The following is a 19036-nucleotide window of genomic DNA, read 5'->3' on the forward strand; positions in this document are numbered from 1 at the left end:
CAATAATGGAGCTTTTTTGTTAAATTTACAATTCGTAATTATTTCTGAAATTGATTTCAAAATCCTCCATAGAACAAGTATTTGAAACCGCTCGCGTTGAGGAGGTTATTGGTGATTTTGTGCAATTAAAAAAAGCTGGGAGTAACTTTAAAGGCTTAAGTCCTTTTAGTGATGAACGTTCACCAAGTTTCATGGTGTCTCCTGTTAAACAAATTTGGAAAGATTTTTCCAGCGGAAAAGGAGGGAATGCAGTTACATTTTTGATGGAACATGAACATTTTACCTATCCTGAAGCTATAAAGTACCTCGCAAAGAAATATAATATTGAAATAGAAGAAACCGAACAAACCGATGAACAAAAGCAGGAAGCTAATGAGCGTGAGAGTTTGTATTTGGTAAATGAGTTTGCAAAAGATTATTTTGAACGTATCATGTTTAAAACAGATCAAGGCCAAGCTATTGGATTGAGTTACTTTAAAGAGCGTGGGTTTACAAACGAAACGATTAAACAGTTCAATTTAGGGTATTCACTTGACGAATGGCAAGCCTTTACTGATGAAGCTATTAAGAAAGGGTATCAGCTGGAATTTCTTGAAAAAACTGGACTGACGATTGTGAAACCAGAAAAGAAGTTCGATAGATTTAAAGGTCGTGTGATGTTTCCTATTCACAGTATGAGTGGGCGTGTTTTAGGATTTGGAGGACGTATTTTAGTTTCAGATAAAAAAGCGGCTAAATACCTTAATTCTCCTGAGAGTGAGGTTTATCATAAAAGTAAAATTCTCTATGGACTTTTTCACGCAAAACAGTCTATAGCCAAAGAAGATAATTGTTATTTGGTTGAAGGTTATACTGATGTTATTCAGTTTAGTCAAACCGGAGTTAAGAATGTTGTGGCTTCATCCGGTACAGCGTTATCACCAGAACAAATAAGACTTGTTAATCGATTAACCAATAATATCACTGTGCTTTTTGATGGTGATGCAGCGGGAATTAGAGCGTCGATTCGCGGTATCGATTTGATTTTAGAACAAGGTATGAATGTGAAAGTGTGTAGCTTTCCTGAAGGTGAAGATCCTGATAGCTTTGCTAAACAAAATACCCTTGAAGAACTCACGACATTTCTCAACGAGAATTCTAAAGATTTTATTCAGTTTAAAGCTTCGTTACTGGTTAAAGAGGCTAATAATGACCCTATAAAAAAGGCTGAAACTATTAGGGATATCGTGAATAGTATTTCTAAAATTCCGGATCAAATTAAAAAGGAAATATATATTCAAGAATGTTCTCGCATTATGGACATTAGTGAAGATGTGCTCTTTAGTACATTAGCTCAAATTAACAAGAAGGGTGTTCAAGATGCCAATAAGACTTATAAAACGCAACAAAAAGCTTTTGATGTTGTAAAACCTGAAGCCAAAGCAGCTAAAGTTGACGTGCAATACGAATTGGAACGAAAAATAATCGAAATTTTATTGCTCTACGGAACAGAAATCGAAGATTTTGAAGATCTAGTTCTAAAAGAAGCTGATGATGGCGAATTGCAGTTAGAGCCTGTTAAACATAATGCTAAAGTTTTTGAAAAAATATATCTCGATTTACAAGAAGATGAAATGCAGTTTTCTAATCCTAGTTTTAAATTATTGTATTATACGATAATAGATACATTGCATCAAGAACCTGAGTTTTCTACAAAGAAATTTGTTAATAAGCTAGACCAAGAGTTAGCGAATGATGTAACAACAATCTTAATGAATGATGAGCGCTATAGCTTACATGATTGGGAGCGTAATCAAATTATTCCTAAGGAAAAAAAAGATACTATTCCTCAAAATGTAACCCAAACAATCTTATCTCTGAGGTGTTACCTCATAGATAAAAAGGTTGATGAATTAAAAAATGAAACATTGTTGGAAAATGCAGATTCCAGAACAATATTAGAAGATGTTACAGATTATGCTAATTTGAAAAGTCTTTTATCAAGAAAATTAGGTAAAGTAATAGGCGCAATATTCTAAGTTAAGTCCAACTGCTTGCCTTGATTTACCAAATCAATAATATTACTGACGTTTAATTTCTTAAACAATCTCGCTTTATAAGTGCTTACCGTTTTTTCGTTAATATTAAGTTCTTGAGCGATTTCTTTGTTCTTTTTTCCAGATGATAAGAGTTTGAGTACTTCTACCTCACGTGTTGATAAGCGTTTATAAATTCTACTTTTAGAATTTTTTGTGTCATTATAGTTGAGGTGTTTTGACATTTTATCACTTAAATGAATTTCCCCTAGATGTGCCAATTTTATAGCTTTGGTAATGACATCTGTAGATTCTGCTTTAGAAACATAACCAGAAGCTCCTGCCTTAATAGTGCTTATCGCATAAATTTCTTCAGGATGATAACTAAACATCACAATATGAATATGGCCATGTTCTTTTTTTATAGCTCTAAGGGCAGTGATACCGTTTAATTCTGGAAGTTCAATTTCAGATATAATAACATCAACTTCGTGACGTCTTACAAATTCGAATATCTCTACACCGGTTCCCACAGTTCCAACAACTTCGATTTCGTCGTGATTGTTATACAATAACTGAAATCCAGTAGTTACGATAGGATGGTTGTCTACGACTAATAGCTTAATCATAATACATATTTAATTGGTTAGTTAGTAAAGAGCGCCAGAACTTATTTAAATAAATTCATGAATGTGGAGATTTGTATTGTAAAATTACTAAAAAAAAACAATATAATTAACTTATTGTAGTGAAATTCCTAAAGATTAATTTAATTCTTTAGGAATTTCGCAAATTGGAATTGGAATCATTTTATGAGTATTGGAACGATTATATCTCATAAATATGCGAAATACTTGTTTTTGACGTCCTTCAAAATCATCTTCAGTCTTTCCGTCGTCTTTCATTTTCATAGCCCATTCCAATTCTGGATATGAAGCACCAATTTGATCTTCATCACTACGTGAGTCACCAAAAAGACCATCACTTGGAGCAGCATTCATTATAGATTGGGGTACTTTTAGATGGTTTCCTATGCTGTATACTTCAGATTTAAGTAAATCGGCAATCGGACTCAAATCTACACCTCCATCACCATACTTAGTATAAAACCCTACACCAAAATCTTCCACTTTATTACCAGTTCCTGCAACTAAAAGGCCAAGAAGTCCAGCGTGATAATATAAAGTGGTCATTCTCAGTCTCGCTCTCGTGTTAGCTAAAGCCATGTCTACTGTAGCTTTTTTGCCTTCAAGAGAGATTTCAGTTTTGAATTCTTCAAAAACAGGAGTCAAATCTACTCTTGTGTCGCGTACATTAGGAAAACGTTGCTTTAACTGTGTAATATGTTCTCGTGCTCTATTGACATGACTTTCTGCTTGATGAATTGGCATTTCTATGCAAAGCAACTCTAAACCAGTTTTTGCACAAAGTGTAGAGGTGACAGCAGAATCAATTCCACCAGATATTCCAATTACAAATCCATTTACACCTGCGTTAGTCGCATAATCTTTAAGCCACTTTACAATATGGTCAACAACTTTTTCTGTTTGCATTTTAATAAGTTTTTTTGTCTAATAAGACTACCTTTGTATAACAAAAATAACGTAAACGCGTTAGTAATAAAAATTTAGGAAGATTAGTTTTGGAAATAAAACATATGAAGAAAATCATCATATTTAGTCTTGTATTTGTGTCACTTTTTAGTTGTAAAGATGATAATGCAATCGAGACCGAAATTGCTAAAATCGAAACCAATTTTGTAGTAGAGCGTTTTGATCGTGCTTTTGCAAATACAAAGCCAGAAGAATTAACCGACTTGAAAACCGCATTCCCTTTTCTGTTTCCTAATCGTGTACCAGATTCTATTTGGTTTGAAAGAATGCAAGATTCAAATCAAATATTATTAAACAAGGCTACACATGAAAAGTTTGGTGATTTTGAAAATGTGACCAATGATATCGAAAACCTTTATCAGCATTTAAGATACTATGATAAAACATTTAAAGAACCACGCGTAATTACACTGATAAATTTTGTGAATTACAGAGAAAAATTAATTGTTACCGATACGATTGCCTTAATCGCTATTGATAATTATTTAGGTAGTGATCATGAGATTTATTCTGGTATCCAAAGGTATTTAGTAGATAATATGAGGCCTTCTCAAATTGTAGTCGATTTAGCAAAATCTTATGCTGAAAAACAAATTTTTCAGACTCAAAAAAAGACATTGTTAGATGAGATGATTTACTTCGGAAAACAACTATACTTTAAGGATAAAGTCATTCCGTTTAAAACTGATTCAGAAAAAATAGGGTACTCGCCAGAACAATTAGAATTTGCAAAAGCCAATGAAAATATGATTTGGACAAAATTTGTAGAAGACGAAATGTTGTATGATACCGATAGTAGCCTACCAGCAAGATTTATTGCAGATGCACCTTTCTCTAAATTTCAACTAGAACTTGATAACCAAACCCCAGGGAGACTCGGGCAATATATAGGTTGGCAAATTGTGAGAACTTATATGAATAATAATGATGTGTCTTTAAAAGAAATGTTGCAAACGGAAGCAGTAGAGATATTTAATAAATCAAATTACAAACCACCAAAATAATGGCAAATAACTATACATCAACTATAGAACTAAAAGTCGAACTTGACGAAAACAAGGTTCCAGAAAAATTACATTGGACTGCCGAAGATGGTGGAATCTCCAACGAAGAAGCTAAAGCGATGATGCTTACCGTTTGGGATGGCAAAGCGAAGGAAGCTTTGCGTATTGATTTATGGACCAAAGACATGCCTGTGGATGAGATGAAGCAGTTTTTTCATCAAACATTAGTCGAAATGAGCAATACTTTTCAAAGAGCAACGCAAGATGAAAAGATGACGGCTACTATGAAAGATTTCTGTGATTATTTTGCTGAAAAATTAGAGTTGAAGAAATCATAAGAATATTGTAGCTGACTACATAGTCTTTGTGATTTTTACATTTTTAAGCTATCTTTAAGTTTAGAATTTATAATTATGAATAAAAGTTTTCTGTTAATATGCGTATTAAATTTTAGTTGGCTAACTATAATAAATGCTCAAAATGTTCCGGCACCTCTTGCGCCAAAAACAGGTCCAGTTACCTATCTTAGTAGTGTAAAATGGAATAAACAATCTTCGACCGATTACACGCTGTATAACGAAGATAATATAAAACTTGAAGACCTCAAAGAGTTAGGGTATCTGAGTTCAGATACATTGGCAGTAATACATAAGCCTTCTAGAACACTTGTTTTATTGCCAAATTTTGAGAATTCCCTGAAAAATATAAATATTAAAGGGCATATTTTAAAACGAAATATTTCTAAGAATTTCTACATAACTAATCCTCAGCGGTATAAGGCCTATGTAGACGATGTGGTTTATACTAGCACAAGCACTTTTAATACGAATGGGAATTACCTTATGTATTTTTCTGAATTGGATAAATCTTATGTCGCTAATGGTATCCGAAAGTTTAAATCATGGGGAGCTAAAGATTTAATTGAGCTTGAAGAATCTCCAGGTAATGTATATTGGTACAGAGACGTGGAGAAAAAGGAATATGGTATTGTTGAAAAAGGTAACGCAATTGATTATAGCGAAGTGACTTCTAAATTTTCAGGAGACGATTTTATTGTAACCTATAAAAATGAAATAGAGTATAAACTGCTCAATTACTCGAATACGCCGTCGTTAGTTTTTAAGCCGATAGAATTTGAAGACATAAAAAGCAATACCGGTTGTGTTAGTGGAGATTGTACAAACGGTTGGGGAAAATATGAATTTAACAATGGGTATTATGAAGGGTTTTGGGAAAACGGAAAGCGGAATTCTTACGGTTTATACACCTGGCAAGATGCCGGCAGTTATATTGGTTTATGGAAAAATGATAATATGAATGGTTATGGCGTATATACAGCCAAAAATAAAGATATTCAGAAAGGAGAGTTTAAAGATGGGCGTTTGGATGGTTTAGGTATTTCTACAAGTGGAGATAAATGGGTACAAGGAATATATGCGAAAGGTAGCTTATCTACTGGCTATGATTTTTATAGTAATGATGAAGATATTGGTTGTACTGTTGGAGATTGTACAAATGAATATGGTCGCTTTCTATGGGAAAATGGAGATTCTTTTACAGGATTTTTTAAAGGAGGTAAATTGCTTTTAGGAACGTATAGTTTTGCAAACGGTAATAAATATTCTGGTATGTTTAACTCGAATCAGTATAACGGAATGGGACGGTTTTTCTTTAGTGATGGTTCCTATTATGGAGGCGAGTGGAAAAATGGATCATATAATGGTAAAGGCTATTTCACAGATGGTAACGGCAGTATTAAAATTGGCCTTTGGGAAAACGGTGTTCTTGTAAAATCGTATAGCAACTAATTCGTGTAAATGATCTTCCTATATAAATAGGACGAGGGATTTTTGTTAAAAGCTCTTCGTTAAAATTGGATATTAAACAAAAGTTAGACCTTCAAGGTTGGAGGAGACTAGTGTTTTTATTTAATTGGTATATTAGCATATGCGAAAAACACTATTTGGAGTCGTAATTACATTGATTGTGCTCTTCACATTTAAATATTGTGGCGACAAAAAGGAAGATAAAATTACGCTTCAGGAGCATACAGCACTCATAAAACAGCAAGTTAAAAATGTAGGTAAACTAGTGGTTACCGAAGGTCATTTCAGTGAAGTGTTTACTTATAAAAACTCGAAAGCTGTTTTTGGCGATTTATTGGAAGCCGAAAAAAGAGCCATAGTCATCGTAAATGCCGATGTTACTATTGGTTATGATTTGAGCTTGATAGAATATGAAATTGATGAACTTACCAAAACACTTCGCATAGTAAGTATCCCAAAAGAAGAAATAAAAATCAATCCAGATTTTGAATACTACGATATTCAAGCCGATTTTCTCAATCAGTTCGAAGCAAAAGACTATAATGAAATTAAAGAAACTGTTACGACATCTTTAATGAAAAAAATTGAAGCTTCCGATTTAAAATCTAATGCGCAAAACCGGCTCATAAGTGAGCTTGCTAAATTTTATATTCTAACAAATTCTTTAGGCTGGACTTTAGAATACAACCAGAATCCGATAAAAAGCCCTGAAGAATTACAAGAATTAAAACTATAAGTTATTCTTTATTTTTACCCAACCACCACCATTAATAGCATCTATATTATTAAGAACTAAAAACTTCGCAGCCTTTGCAGAACGAACGCCACTTTCACAGCATACAATAATCGATTTTTTGAGACTTTTGACTTCATTAACCCGATTATTCAAATCACTTAATGGAATATGAACTGAGTTTTCAAGATGCCCTTTATCCCATTCACGCTGTGTTCTCACATCTAAAATAAGTGCGCCTTGTTCAATATAATATGCTACTTGACGCTTTTTTGCACCAAAAATGAAACTTAAAAATCCCATAGTTTCTTTTTGTTTAAATTTACGAATAATTACAAAAAAAAAGTTGTTTGAAACAAGAAACACGTAAAGACGAAATCATAAGTACTGCTGCGAGGCTTTTCAAAGAAAAAGGATATAGCGCAGTGACCATGCGTGACTTGGCCACTTCTATGGGGATTAAAGCAGCAAGTCTTTATAATCATATCAATTCAAAACAAGAGATACTTAAAGCCATTATCATTTCTATTGCTGAAGAGTTTACCAACGGAATGAGTTCCATTATACAATCTGAAGCCTCTAATATTTCAAAACTGAATAGTATTGTAGCTTTGCATGTAAATATTACAGCAAATAATACCAATGGAATGGCATCCTTAAATAACGATTGGATGCATCTCGAAGATCAATTAGACTATTATCTCCAGCTTCGAAATGAATATGAAGCTAGTTTTCTTAGCATCATAAAAGAAGGTATTTCCTCTTCAGAAATCAAAAATAGCAATCCCGAAATCATCATGTTTTCAATGCTAACCACTTTACGGTCATTGTATTTGTGGATTCCTAAAAAAGAAGATCTTAACGCAAACGATTTAGCGAATAGCTTAAGCGAGGTCCTCATTGGAGGAATTAACATCTAATTAAGAATTATATTTTGTATCTTTGTTCACCAAACTAACAAGCGTTAGTTTAATATTTAAGGATTACATATGGCAGAATTTTACAACTTAAAAGTTGCAGATATTTATAAGGAAACAGAAGATACTTCAGTCGTTACTTTTGAAATTCCTACAGAATTACAAGAAGTGTTTAAGTATAGGCAAGGACAACATTTGACCTTAAAAGCGGATATAGATGGCGAAGATGTGCGTCGATCATATTCCTTGTGTTCTTGTCCAATAGAACAGCAATGGCAAGTCGCTGTAAAGCTAATTCCAGGTGGAAAGTTTTCAACGTATGTAAATGAAGAATTAAAAACGGGTGACCAGCTTGAAGTGATGGCGCCAAGTGGAACGTTTGGAGTTCCCGTTAAACCTGAAGAGCAAAAAAACTATTTATTCTTTGCTGCAGGTAGTGGTGTCACACCAGTTTTATCAATGGTAAAGACACATCTTAAGGCAGAACCAAATTCGACTTGCAAGTTGTTTTATGTGAATAAGACCGCTAAATCCATTATCTTTAAAGAAGAGCTAGAACAACTAAGAAACACCTATTTCGGAAGATTAGAAATCTATTATTTTCTAACTAAAGAACGTCGAGATATCGAATTATTCAATGGACGATTTGATGATGAGAAAATGGATGTTCTTACAAAAACATTTATCGATATTCCTGATACCAGTGAAGTGTTCCTTTGTGGTCCAGAAAAAATGGTAAACTATGTGAGTGAGTATCTAATAAACGCCGGATTGCCAAAAGAATTAGTTCACTATGAATTATTCGTTACTGGGCTTTCTGAAGAAGATATAAAACGAGCAGAGCGTCTTGCGCAACAAAATGTTGAAGGAATTGAAATAATTATAGTTGATGGTGGAAAAGAATTTGAATTTACCATGACTAAAGACTATGATAACATCCTTGACGCAGCTTTAGGTGCAGGAGCCGATTTGCCTTTTGCTTGTAAAGGAGGCGTTTGTAGTACGTGTAAATGTAGAGTCGTTGAGGGTTCGGTGGAAATGAAAATTAATTATGCACTAGACGAAAAAGAAGTCTCGCAACAATTAGTCTTAAGTTGTCAATCGGTGCCAACAGCAGATAGAGTAGTAGTCGATTTTGATGTATAAATTCCTTTGAAAAAAGGAATCTCATTAGAGTATTGAAATAATTACTATAGCGTTACCCTAAAGGGTCAGGCTCTCGCAAGTCGCTATCAAAGATGAGCTCCAACAATTGCTCCATCCTTAACGCAGAGCGATAGTATAATAAAAAAGATTTGTCATTCCTGTGCAGGCAGGAATCCAAAATATATTGAAAAAGAAAATTGAAGTTCAACTAGCTAAAGGCCAAAAGCCAATAGCAAAAGCTTAGAATAATGAGTGAAGAACAAATTAGAAATCTGGAGAAGCAATTCGACGAACGTATCACAAGAGACGAAAAAATCGAACCTAAAGACTGGATGCCAGAAAAGTATCGTAAAACACATATCAGGCAAATGTCTCAGCACGCACATTCAGAAATTGTAGGTATGCTTCCAGAAGGTAACTGGATTACGAGAGCACCTTCACTAAGACGTAAAGTCGCTTTGTTAGCAAAAGTGCAAGATGAGGCAGGACATGGATTATACCTATACAGTGCTTGTGAAACTTTAGGCGTGTCTAGAGACGAATTGTACGAGCAACTACATTCTGGAAAAGCCAAATATTCAAGTATCTTTAATTACCCAACAGTGACTTGGGCAGATATGGGAGCTATCGGTTGGTTAGTTGATGGTGCAGCCATTATTAATCAGGTGCCTTTGTGCAATACGTCTTACGGACCTTATGCAAGAGCGATGGTTCGTGTGTGTAAAGAAGAAAGTTTTCACCAACGTCAAGGTTATGAAATCATGATAAAATTGGCTAACGGAACACCAGAACAAAAAGAATTGGCTCAAGACGCATTAAACCGTTGGTGGTGGCCAAGCTTAATGATGTTAGGACCAACAGATGCAGAATCAGTCCATACTGAGCAATCCATGAAATGGAAATTAAAACGGAAGTCAAATGATGATTTACGTCAGCAATTTATTGATCAAACAGTGCCTCAAGCAGAATTAATTGGCTTAACGATTCCAGATCCAGATTTAAAATGGAACGAAGAACGCGGTAGCTACGATTTTGGAGAAATCGATTGGGATGAGTTCTGGCAAGTTGTTAAAGGTCACGGACCTTGTAACAAAGAAAGAATGAAAGCTAGAGTTGGTGCATGGGAAGAAGGTGAATGGGTTCGTGATGCAGCAATGGCTCATGCCGAAAAGAAACAAGAAAGAAAACAAAAACAAGCAATTTAGCATACAATATGTCATGCTGAACTTGTTTCAGTATCTCATTAAGAAAAGAAGAAGTTTAATTTAATAGATACCCACTTTCGTGGGCAATAATATGTCAACAAAAAACTGGCCACTTTGGGAAATCTTCGTAAGAAGTAAAAACGGATTAGAACACAGACACTTTGGTAGTCTCCATGCAGCAGATGCAGAAATGGCACTTGAGAATGCTCGTGATGTCTACACAAGACGCAATGAAGGCGTGAGTATTTGGGTTGTAGAATCAAAGCATATAACAGCTTCAAATCCTGAGAATAATGGAGAAATGTTTGAGCCTGCTCAAGATAAAGTCTATCGTCATCCAACATTTTACGATTTACCAGACGAAGTAAAACACATGTAACGCTTGCGTCATCCCGAATTTGTTTCGGGATCTCATTAATAATAATTCAAAATGTCACCTCGAGCTCAGCCGAGAGGTCTCACAAGAAAAATGAAAAACGAAAACATATATAATTACCTTCTTGGTATTGCAGATAACAGCCTTGTTCTAGGACAACGAATGGGAGAACTCTGTGGTCACGGACCAAGTTTAGAAACAGATATCGCTTGTACCAATATTTCCTTGGATTTATTCGGACAAGTACGAAGTTATTTTCAGTACGCAGCAAAAATTGCAGGAGATAATAGAACAGAAGATGATATTGCCATGCTTCGTAAAGAGCGTGAGTATAAAAATGTGTTGCTGGTAGAACAGCCTAATACAAATTTTGCCTACTCAATTGGTCGTCAATTTTTATTTGATGTTTATCATTTAGCATTTCTTGCTGAATTGCAGAAGAGTACAGATTTGACGCTTTCAGCAATTGCAAATAAGTGTATCAAAGAAGTAAGTTATCACGAGCGTTTCTCGTCAGATTGGGTAAAGCGTTTAGGTGATGGTACTGAGGAAAGTAATATGAAAATGCAAGAAGCTATTAATGATTTGTGGACCTATACTGATGAACTATTTCACCAAACAGAAGCCGATAAAGCTATGGTAGCAGAAGGTGTAGGTGTCGATGTAACCAAACTAAAAGAGAACTACTATAAACAAGTAAATGATCTTTTAGAAGAAGCGAACCTTCAGGTTCCGGAATCTAAATGGTTTCAAAAAGGAGGTAAAGAAGGGATTCATACAGAACATTTAGGATACTTATTAAGCGACTTGCAATATATGCAACGCACCTATCCGAATATGGAATGGTAACAAACCTTTGATTTGTCATCCTGAACTTGTTTTAGGATCTCATCAAAATAATTATGACAACAACAGAGCAAAACATAAACGAAAAATTAATCCCAATATTGGAACAGGTTTCAGACCCGGAAATTCCAGTCTTGTCTATAATGGATATGGGAGTTGTGCGCTCTGCAGTGTTTGTTAATGATATAGTGAAAGTCGAAATCACACCTACCTATAGCGGTTGTCCAGCAATGGATGTGATTGGTGAGGATATTAAAAAAGCATTAAAAGATGCAGGTTACGAATCTGAAATTGATTTGATCTTGCATCCAGCTTGGACAACCGATTGGATTACGCCAAGAGGTCGAAAAGCCTTAGAAGATTATGGTATAGCAGCACCTTTAGATGCCGAAGCGGATAAAGATGTATTGCTAAATGGAAAACGAATCGTTAAGTGTACCAATTGCGGTTCACAAAACACGCGATTAGTAAGTCAGTTTGGTTCAACCGCATGTAAAGCACAATTTCAGTGTGATGATTGCCAAGAACCTTTCGACTATTTTAAATGTTTAAAGTGACAACTTGTTGTCATCCTGAACTTGTTTCAGGATCTCATCAAGAATTTGTGAAATTTTAATTATAGCGTTACCCAGGGGTCAGGCTTTCGGCAGTCGCTCTTTTTAAGGAGCTCCAACAAAGCCTCAATCCTTAACGCGAATTGAGATAAAATATAATAATTGACCTACTAAAGGTTGACGTGAAATTTGAATTGAAGAATTTGTTTAAAGCTTCCGCTTGTTCGAATTCAGCTTTTTAGCTGAAAAAGTCGGAAGATTTAGAATTCAAAAGAAAAATTTAGTCAAGGTTTAGTCAGTCTAGATTTTTTTGTTTCTTTTTTCATCAATGGAAAAAAGAAAAGAGAGAAAAATATAAGGTATGAGTAATTCAATACAATTAAGAATTGATAATAAGGTCGCGTACATAACGCTCAATAGACCAGAAGTCTTTAATAGTTTCAATCGTGAAATGGCTTTAAGTCTCCAATCTATTATGGATGACTGTGAAACTAATCCTGACGTAAGAGCAATCGTTCTCTCAGGAAACGGTAAAGCATTTTGTGCTGGTCAAGACTTAAAAGAAGTTACAGATCCAGAATTAAATCCAGGATTCAAAAAAATACTCGAAGAACATTACAATCCAATAATTACAAGAATACGCGCTATAAAAAAACCAGTTATCGCAGCAGTCAATGGTGTTGCTGCAGGAGCCGGAGCAAACATTGCATTAGCATGTGATATTGTTGTTGCTCATGAAAAAGTGAGTTTTATTCAAGCGTTTAGTTTGATAGGTTTAGTTCCTGATAGTGCAGGAACATTCTTTTTACCACGTCTTATTGGGTTTCAAAAAGCATTAGCTTTAGCCATGTTAGGTGATAAGGTTTCTGCTGAAGAAGCCGAACGATTAGGTATGATTTATAAAGTTATTCCTTTAGAGAGTTTTGAAGACGACGTAGATAAACTAGCTCTGAAATTAGCAAACATGCCTACCAAAGCATTAGGCTTAATTAAAGAATTATTTAATCAATCCATGACCAATACGCTTGAAGAGCAATTAGCACTCGAGTCTAAATTACAAATTGAAGCAGCGCAAAGTGAAGACTATGAAGAAGGCGTTGCTGCATTTATAGGAAAAAGAAAACCAGAATTCAAAGGAAGATAATATTAAGTTGTCATCCTGAACTTGATTCAGGATCTCATCACAATAAATTAAAATATGAATGTAGGAATAATAGGAAGTGGTACAATGGGAAGCGGTATCGCACAAGTTGCTGCTACTGCTGGTTGTAAAGTCAAATTATACGACACCAATCAAACTGCTTTAGATAAAGCGCAAGCTGCTTTAGAAAAAGTATTATTACGCCTTATCGAAAAAGGACGCATCGATTCTGCTGAGAAGACTAGAATCCAATCTAATATTTCATATGTAGACAGTTTAAAAGCTTTAGGAGATTCAAACCTAACTATCGAAGCGATTATAGAAAACCTTGATATCAAACAAAAGGTGTTTTCAGAATTGGAAAGCTATGTGGCTGACGATTGTATCATCGCATCAAATACGTCTAGTTTGTCAATAGCATCAATAGCTGCATCATTACAAAAGCCTGAGCGTTGTATAGGAATTCATTTTTTTAATCCAGCACCTTTAATGAAATTGGTTGAGGTGATTCCAGCAATTCAAACCTCAAAAGCTGTTTTAGATGCTTCAGTTAATATCATTTCCGATTGGAAAAAAGTAGTAGCTGTTGCAAAAGACACACCTGGTTTTATTGTCAATAGAGTTGCCAGACCTTTTTACGGAGAATCTTTGAGAATATATGAAGAAGGAATTGCCGATTTTGCAACCATCGACTGGAGCTTAAAAACCATAGGAGGTTTCAGAATGGGACCATTTGAGCTTATGGATTTCATAGGTAATGATGTCAATTACACAGTAACAGAAACTGTATTTACAGCATTCTATTTCGATCCAAGATATAAGCCAGCATTTACTCAAAAACGTTTTGCAGAAGCAGGTTATCTCGGACGAAAATCTGGAAGGGGCTATTATGATTACGCAGAAGGCGCTACAAAACCAGTTCCAACAGAAGATAAAGAACTAGCACAGAAAATTTTCAATCGTGTAATAATAATGCTAATCAATGAAGCAGCAGACGCCTTGTTTTTAAATATTGCTTCCGCTGAAGATATTGATAACGCCATGACCAAAGGTGTTAACTATCCTAAAGGATTGTTAGCTTGGGCAGACGAAATAGGAATCGATTTATGTGTAGAAGCATTAGATAGATTGTATGGAGAATATCATGAAGACCGTTACCGTTGCAGTCCATTATTGCGTAAGATGAATAGAGAAAACAAAACGTTCTTTTAAATGAAAGGAGAACAGATTCCATATAAAATGTTAAGTCAAGATGCCTATAGCCAGTGGTTAGGTATTGAAATTTTAGAATGTGAAATTGGTCACTGTAAAGTGGCAATGACCATAAGAAAGGAAATGCTCAATAGTATGAACAAAGCGCATGGCGGAATTAGTTATTCATTAGCAGATACTGCTTTCGGATTTGCAGCCAATACACATGGGAAGTTTGCAGTCTCAATTGAAACAAGTATCAACCATATTGAAGCCTTAGATGAAGGGGATTATTTGGTAGCAGAATCTGTAATAGAAAAAGTAAATAGGAAACTAGGTTTCAATATTATTGAAGTGAAACGTGGTGACGAATTAGTAGCCTTATTTAAAGGTGTTGTATATAGAACTCAAAAAGATTGGGAATAAATTCCTGCGAAAGCAGGATTCACAAAACAAAAAGAAACAAAACAAAATTGTAGTACTCCGAATGGCAAACAGGTTTACAATAATTTAAAATAGAGTAGAATTAAAAAGATACCTGCCCGCGCAGGCATTAATTATGAAAGAAGCATACATCATAGACGGAGTTAGAACTCCAATAGGAAGTTACAAAGGCACATTATCTGCTGTGCGTACAGACGATTTAGGAGCTTTAGTGATTTCAGAAGTTGTAAAACGAAATCCAAACATTCCAAAAGAGGCCTATGATGATGTCATTATGGGTTGTGCTAATCAAGCTGGCGAAGACAATCGTAACGTTGCGAGAATGTCATCCTTATTAGCTGGGTTGCCATTTACAGTGCCTGGAGAAACGGTTAACAGACTATGTAGTTCAGGATTGTCAGCAATCATACACGCTAATCGTGCTATTAAAGCTGGAGATGGAGATGTGTTTATTTCTGGAGGTGTTGAGAATATGACACGCGGACCATACGTCATTGCAAAACCATCTACCGGGTTTGGAGGTGATTCGAAAATGTATGATTCGACCTTCGGGTGGCGTTTTGTTAATCCGAAAATGGAGAAAATCTATGGGATTGATGCCATGGGAATGACTGCTGAAAATCTAGTAGAGAAGTACAACATCTCTAGAGAGGACCAAGATAAGTTTGCGCATTGGAGCCAAATGAAAGCGACAAAAGCACAAGAAAATGGACGACTCGCCAAAGAAATAGTAACTGTTGAAATTCCCCAACGTAAAAAAGACCCAATTCTGTTTTCAAAAGATGAATTTGTAAAGCCAACAACTTCTTTAGAAATATTAGGAAAATTACGTCCAGCTTTCAAAAAAGAAGGTGGAAGCGTGACAGCAGGAAATTCTTCAGGTTTAAATGATGGAGCAGCTGCTACCATTATTGCTTCCGAAGATGCAGTGAAAAAATACAACCTAAAACCTTTAGCTAGAATTGTAAGTTCTGCTGTAGTTGGTGTAGAACCAAGAATTATGGGTATTGGACCAGTTCAGGCGTCTAATAAAGCTTTAGAAAAAGCCGGATTGACTATGGACGATATGGACGTGATAGAACTCAACGAAGCTTTCGCTGCACAAGCATTAGCCTGCACTAGAGCTTGGGGATTAGCAGATGACGATCCAAGATTAAATCCAAATGGTGGTTCGATTGCCATTGGCCATCCATTAGGAGTGACAGGAGCAAGAGTAGCGTATTCAGCAGCTTTAGAATTACAAGAACAAAACAAGAAATATGCATTAATTACAATGTGTGTTGGTGTTGGGCAAGGTTACGCAGCAATTATAGAAAATGTGAATATTTAAAATTTGGGCGGTACCAAGACATGCCAAAACCATCGTCTTGGTCGCGCTTTCGGCAGTTGCTCTCTGCGAGGAGCTTCAACAAAGCCTCAATCGCTAACGCATTTACCATTTAAGAATATTACAATATTTAATTTTGGTAAATAAAAACGATTTGTCATTCCGCACTTGATGCGGGATCCACCATAAAGTAAAAAGTATGAATAAAATACAACATTACGTCCAAGGTAATTGGACAACAGGAAAAGAAGAAGGAACGCCAATTCTAGATGCTGTTACAGGTGAAGCTTTTACAAGTGTCGCTATTGAAGGACTAGATATTCCTGAAATTCTGCATTATGGAAGAACAAAAGGAGGCGAGCAACTTCGTAAAATGACCTTTCAAGAAAGAGGGAATATGCTGAAAAAGTTAGCATTATATCTTACAAAGCACAAAGATGCCTTTTATAAATTAAGTTATAGAACAGGCGCTACAAAAGTAGATAGTTGGATAGATATTGAAGGTGGTTTCGGGAACTTATTTGCCAATGCTTCGTTGAGAAAACTATTTCCTAATCAACCCTATCACGTTGAAGGTGATGCTATCGATTTATCTCGTGGCGGACGCTTTATGGCACATCATATCATGGTACCTAAAAAAGGTGTTGCTGTGCATATCAATGCTTTTAACTTCCCAGTTTGGGGAATGTTAGAGAAATGTGCCGTCAATTGGATGGCAGGAGTTCCAGCTGTAGTGTTGCCAGCACCTTCATCATCATATTTGGCTGAAGCTGTTGCACGTGAAATTATTGCTTCAGGTATTTTACCAGAAGGAGCATTACAAATTATTAACGGAACGGTTAAAACCATATTGGATACTGTAGAATCTCAAGATGTAATCACTTTTACGGGTTCAGCACGAATAGGAAGATTGCTTAAAGCCCATCCAAGATTAATTCAAGAATCTGTACCATTTACAATGGAAGCCGATTCATTAAACGCTTCTATTCTAGGTGAAGATGCTGTGCCTGGAACACCAGAATTTGATTTATTCATCAAAGAAGTTAGAAAAGAAATGACCGTTAAAGCAGGGCAAAAATGTACTGCGATTAGACGTATTATCGTTCCTGAAATTTTAATTGAAGATGTTCAAATTGCTTTAGGGAAAGCTTTAGACAAAGTTACGATAGGCGATCCAAGATTAAAAGAAGTCAGAATGGGGTCACTAGTAAGTCATCAACAAGTTCAAGCGGTAAGAGATTCAGTAAACGATTTGGCAAAAGAAGCACAAATTGTCTATGGCGATTTAGATAAAATTGAAACGATTGGAGCAGATGCTAAGAAAGGCGCTTTTATTAGCCCGATTTTATTGAGAGCAGACCATCCATTCCAAAATACGGTCATTCATGAACGTGAAGCATTTGGTCCAGTAAGTACCATTATGCCATATAAAAATTTAGAGGAAGCTATTTTATTGGCACAAATGGGAAAAGGTTCTTTAGTGTCATCAATTGCGACTAATGATGATAAAATTGCTAAAGATTATGTCATTAATGCTGCAAGTCACCACGGAAGAATATTAGTGCTCAATCGCGAAAGCGCGAAAGAAAGCACAGGGCATGGTTCGCCATTGCCTTACTTGGTTCATGGTGGACCAGGACGTGCTGGAGGAGGTGAAGAAATGGGAGGTATGCGAGGTATTAAACATTACTTACAGCGTACTGCGATTCAAGGTTCTCCAACTACAATTACAGAGATTACTGGGATTTATCAGCAAAACGCAAAATATAAAGAGGCAGAACAGCATCCATTTAAATACCATTGGGAAGATATCCAACCAGGAATGTCGCTTAAAACACACAAGCGTACATTCACAGATACTGATATTATCAACTTTGCTAATTTGACTTGGGATCATTTCTATGCACATACTGATATCACATCTTTAGACGGAAGTATTTTTGAAAAAAGGACAGCACATGGCTATTTCATTATTTCAGCTGCAGCTGGATTATTTGTATATCCAAATAAAGGACCTGTAGCGGCAAACTACGGATTAGAAGATTGTCGTTTTTTAAGACCATTATATCACAATGATACAGTTTATGTAAGATTGACTTGTAAGCAAAAAGTTGATCGTGATGTGGCTTCCGCAGAACATCCAAGCGGCATCGTAAAATGGTATGTTGAAGTGTTTGATGCCGAAGATGAACTAGTAGCGATTGCAACAATTCTAACGATGGTTCAAAAGAAACAAGAAGTCTTTGTTGAAATGACTGAAGACAAAATTACTGAATGTTTATTTAGCCTTGCAGAGGATGCAAAACCGAAATGGGGAATTATGACGCCTCAGCACATGATTGAGCATTTAGAATTTACTTATAAAATTGCAACTGGAGAGATACAAGATTTTGAAGTGTCTACGCCTGAAAAAATATTAGAGAAGGTTAAAAATAGTTTGTATAACTATAATAAGTTCCCAATGAATTCAAGATTTCCTTTATTAGAAAAAAATACACTTGATACTTTAAAACATCCTGATTTGGCAACGGCGATAGAAATGTTTAAAGCACAAAGAGAAGCTTACTTAAATTATTTTAAAGAAAATCCAGAGGCGACATTAAGTAATATGGTTTTTGGAGAATTGAATAAATATGAATGGTATTTAATGGAGAGAAAACACTTAAATCATCACTTTGAACAATTTGGATTGATATAA

Annotated in this window: 19 protein-coding genes; 16 read left to right on the forward strand and 3 right to left on the reverse strand. The window is 35.4% G+C overall.

The genetic code is table 11. From position 1 onward, the window contains the following. The first annotated feature begins 50 nt into the window (after positions 1–50). On the forward strand, positions 51–2018 hold the full coding sequence (dnaG, locus tag V7719_RS03315; RefSeq protein WP_335728433.1) for a DNA primase: 1968 nt from the start codon (positions 51–53) through the stop codon (positions 2016–2018). Here dnaG and V7719_RS03320 read toward each other — a convergent pair. Next, on the reverse strand, positions 2015–2644 hold the full coding sequence (locus tag V7719_RS03320; protein WP_335728434.1) for a response regulator transcription factor: 630 nt from the start codon (positions 2642–2644) through the stop codon (positions 2015–2017). The genes dnaG and V7719_RS03320 overlap by 4 nt on opposite strands. A 135-nt stretch (positions 2645–2779) precedes the next feature. Further along, a complete protein-coding gene (gene nadE / locus V7719_RS03325) occupies positions 2780–3568 on the reverse strand; it encodes an NAD(+) synthase (protein ID WP_335728435.1) in 789 nt (262 codons plus the stop codon). A 104-nt stretch (positions 3569–3672) separates the two neighbouring features. Here nadE and gldB point away from each other — a divergent pair, with 104 nt between their 5' ends. The 4 genes from gldB to V7719_RS03345 all read left to right on the forward strand — a co-directional run bounded on the left by gldB (position 3673) and on the right by V7719_RS03345 (position 7194). Then, positions 3673–4632 carry a gliding motility lipoprotein GldB gene (gene gldB / locus V7719_RS03330; RefSeq protein WP_335728436.1) on the forward strand — a complete coding sequence of 320 codons (960 nt, stop codon included), beginning with the start codon at positions 3673–3675 and terminating at the stop codon, positions 4630–4632. Continuing rightward, a complete protein-coding gene (gene gldC / locus V7719_RS03335; RefSeq protein WP_335728437.1) occupies positions 4632–4970 on the forward strand; it encodes a gliding motility protein GldC in 339 nt (112 codons plus the stop codon). The genes gldB and gldC overlap by 1 nt, the downstream gene beginning before the upstream one ends. Positions 4971–5045: 75 nt before the next feature. Further along, on the forward strand, positions 5046–6440 hold the full coding sequence (locus V7719_RS03340) for an MORN repeat-containing protein (RefSeq protein WP_335728438.1): 1395 nt from the start codon (positions 5046–5048) through the stop codon (positions 6438–6440). A gap of 139 nt (positions 6441–6579) precedes the next feature. Next, positions 6580–7194 (forward strand): DUF4230 domain-containing protein, encoded by a 615-nt coding sequence (locus V7719_RS03345; protein ID WP_335728439.1) that lies wholly within the window; start codon positions 6580–6582, stop codon positions 7192–7194. Here V7719_RS03345 and V7719_RS03350 read toward each other — a convergent pair. Continuing rightward, positions 7189–7494, reverse strand: a complete 306-nt coding sequence (locus V7719_RS03350) for a rhodanese-like domain-containing protein (protein ID WP_335728440.1) — start codon at positions 7492–7494, stop codon at positions 7189–7191. The genes V7719_RS03345 and V7719_RS03350 overlap by 6 nt on opposite strands. Before the next feature lie 47 nt (positions 7495–7541). Here V7719_RS03350 and V7719_RS03355 point away from each other — a divergent pair, with 47 nt between their 5' ends. From V7719_RS03355 to paaZ, 11 genes are all read left to right on the forward strand, one after another. After that, positions 7542–8111: a TetR/AcrR family transcriptional regulator gene (locus tag V7719_RS03355; protein WP_335728441.1), complete on the forward strand. Its 570-nt coding sequence runs from the start codon at positions 7542–7544 to the stop codon at positions 8109–8111. 69 nt (positions 8112–8180) lie between these two features. Then, on the forward strand, positions 8181–9254 hold the full coding sequence (locus tag V7719_RS03360; RefSeq protein ID WP_335728442.1) for a 2Fe-2S iron-sulfur cluster-binding protein: 1074 nt from the start codon (positions 8181–8183) through the stop codon (positions 9252–9254). A 248-nt stretch (positions 9255–9502) separates the two neighbouring features. Then, a complete protein-coding gene (gene paaA / locus V7719_RS03365; RefSeq protein WP_335728443.1) occupies positions 9503–10459 on the forward strand; it encodes a 1,2-phenylacetyl-CoA epoxidase subunit PaaA in 957 nt (318 codons plus the stop codon). Positions 10460–10550: 91 nt separating this feature from the next. Further along, positions 10551–10838, forward strand: a complete 288-nt coding sequence (gene paaB / locus V7719_RS03370; protein WP_335728444.1) for a 1,2-phenylacetyl-CoA epoxidase subunit PaaB — start codon at positions 10551–10553, stop codon at positions 10836–10838. 90 nt (positions 10839–10928) lie between these two features. Continuing rightward, entirely contained in the window at positions 10929–11684 is a 756-nt protein-coding gene (gene paaC, locus V7719_RS03375) for a 1,2-phenylacetyl-CoA epoxidase subunit PaaC (protein WP_335728518.1), read from the forward strand. A gap of 53 nt (positions 11685–11737) precedes the next feature. Continuing rightward, positions 11738–12238: a 1,2-phenylacetyl-CoA epoxidase subunit PaaD gene (gene paaD, locus V7719_RS03380; protein ID WP_335728445.1), complete on the forward strand. Its 501-nt coding sequence runs from the start codon at positions 11738–11740 to the stop codon at positions 12236–12238. 358 nt (positions 12239–12596) lie between these two features. Further along, the gene (locus V7719_RS03385; protein WP_335728446.1) at positions 12597–13379 is read left to right on the forward strand and encodes an enoyl-CoA hydratase-related protein; all 783 of its coding nucleotides are present in this window, start codon (positions 12597–12599) and stop codon (positions 13377–13379) included. Between the two features lie 54 nt (positions 13380–13433). Then, positions 13434–14588 (forward strand): 3-hydroxyacyl-CoA dehydrogenase NAD-binding domain-containing protein, encoded by a 1155-nt coding sequence (locus tag V7719_RS03390; protein WP_335728447.1) that lies wholly within the window; start codon positions 13434–13436, stop codon positions 14586–14588. Then, positions 14589–14993: a PaaI family thioesterase gene (locus tag V7719_RS03395; RefSeq protein WP_335728448.1), complete on the forward strand. Its 405-nt coding sequence runs from the start codon at positions 14589–14591 to the stop codon at positions 14991–14993. It abuts the gene before it with no gap. Between the two features lie 133 nt (positions 14994–15126). Then, positions 15127–16341 carry a 3-oxoadipyl-CoA thiolase gene (gene pcaF, locus V7719_RS03400; protein WP_335728449.1) on the forward strand — a complete coding sequence of 405 codons (1215 nt, stop codon included), beginning with the start codon at positions 15127–15129 and terminating at the stop codon, positions 16339–16341. 196 nt (positions 16342–16537) lie between these two features. After that, a complete protein-coding gene (gene paaZ, locus V7719_RS03405; RefSeq protein ID WP_335728450.1) occupies positions 16538–19036 on the forward strand; it encodes a phenylacetic acid degradation bifunctional protein PaaZ in 2499 nt (832 codons plus the stop codon).

Origin of the sequence: Psychroserpens sp. (assembly GCF_036960315.1) — a bacterium.
GTDB lineage: Bacteria > Bacteroidota > Bacteroidia > Flavobacteriales > Flavobacteriaceae > Psychroserpens.

What these genes read in the sequence shown, in the direction of transcription:
- gldC (WP_335728437.1), top strand. Translation starts at nt 4,632, where the DNA reads ATGGCAAATAACTATACATCAACTATAGAACTAAAAGTCGAACTTGAC.
- pcaF (WP_335728449.1), top strand. Translation starts at nt 15,127, where the DNA reads ATGAAAGAAGCATACATCATAGACGGAGTTAGAACTCCAATAGGAAGT.
- V7719_RS03395 (WP_335728448.1), top strand. Translation starts at nt 14,589, where the DNA reads ATGAAAGGAGAACAGATTCCATATAAAATGTTAAGTCAAGATGCCTAT.
- paaA (WP_335728443.1), top strand. Translation starts at nt 9,503, where the DNA reads ATGAGTGAAGAACAAATTAGAAATCTGGAGAAGCAATTCGACGAACGT.
- V7719_RS03390 (WP_335728447.1), top strand. Translation starts at nt 13,434, where the DNA reads ATGAATGTAGGAATAATAGGAAGTGGTACAATGGGAAGCGGTATCGCA.
- V7719_RS03360 (WP_335728442.1), top strand. Translation starts at nt 8,181, where the DNA reads ATGGCAGAATTTTACAACTTAAAAGTTGCAGATATTTATAAGGAAACA.
- paaD (WP_335728445.1), top strand. Translation starts at nt 11,738, where the DNA reads ATGACAACAACAGAGCAAAACATAAACGAAAAATTAATCCCAATATTG.
- nadE (WP_335728435.1), bottom strand. Translation starts at nt 3,568, where the DNA reads ATGCAAACAGAAAAAGTTGTTGACCATATTGTAAAGTGGCTTAAAGAT.
- V7719_RS03340 (WP_335728438.1), top strand. Translation starts at nt 5,046, where the DNA reads ATGAATAAAAGTTTTCTGTTAATATGCGTATTAAATTTTAGTTGGCTA.
- paaC (WP_335728518.1), top strand. Translation starts at nt 10,929, where the DNA reads ATGAAAAACGAAAACATATATAATTACCTTCTTGGTATTGCAGATAAC.
- V7719_RS03320 (WP_335728434.1), bottom strand. Translation starts at nt 2,644, where the DNA reads ATGATTAAGCTATTAGTCGTAGACAACCATCCTATCGTAACTACTGGA.
- gldB (WP_335728436.1), top strand. Translation starts at nt 3,673, where the DNA reads ATGAAGAAAATCATCATATTTAGTCTTGTATTTGTGTCACTTTTTAGT.
- V7719_RS03385 (WP_335728446.1), top strand. Translation starts at nt 12,597, where the DNA reads ATGAGTAATTCAATACAATTAAGAATTGATAATAAGGTCGCGTACATA.
- paaB (WP_335728444.1), top strand. Translation starts at nt 10,551, where the DNA reads ATGTCAACAAAAAACTGGCCACTTTGGGAAATCTTCGTAAGAAGTAAA.
- paaZ (WP_335728450.1), top strand. Translation starts at nt 16,538, where the DNA reads ATGAATAAAATACAACATTACGTCCAAGGTAATTGGACAACAGGAAAA.
- V7719_RS03350 (WP_335728440.1), bottom strand. Translation starts at nt 7,494, where the DNA reads ATGGGATTTTTAAGTTTCATTTTTGGTGCAAAAAAGCGTCAAGTAGCA.
- V7719_RS03345 (WP_335728439.1), top strand. Translation starts at nt 6,580, where the DNA reads ATGCGAAAAACACTATTTGGAGTCGTAATTACATTGATTGTGCTCTTC.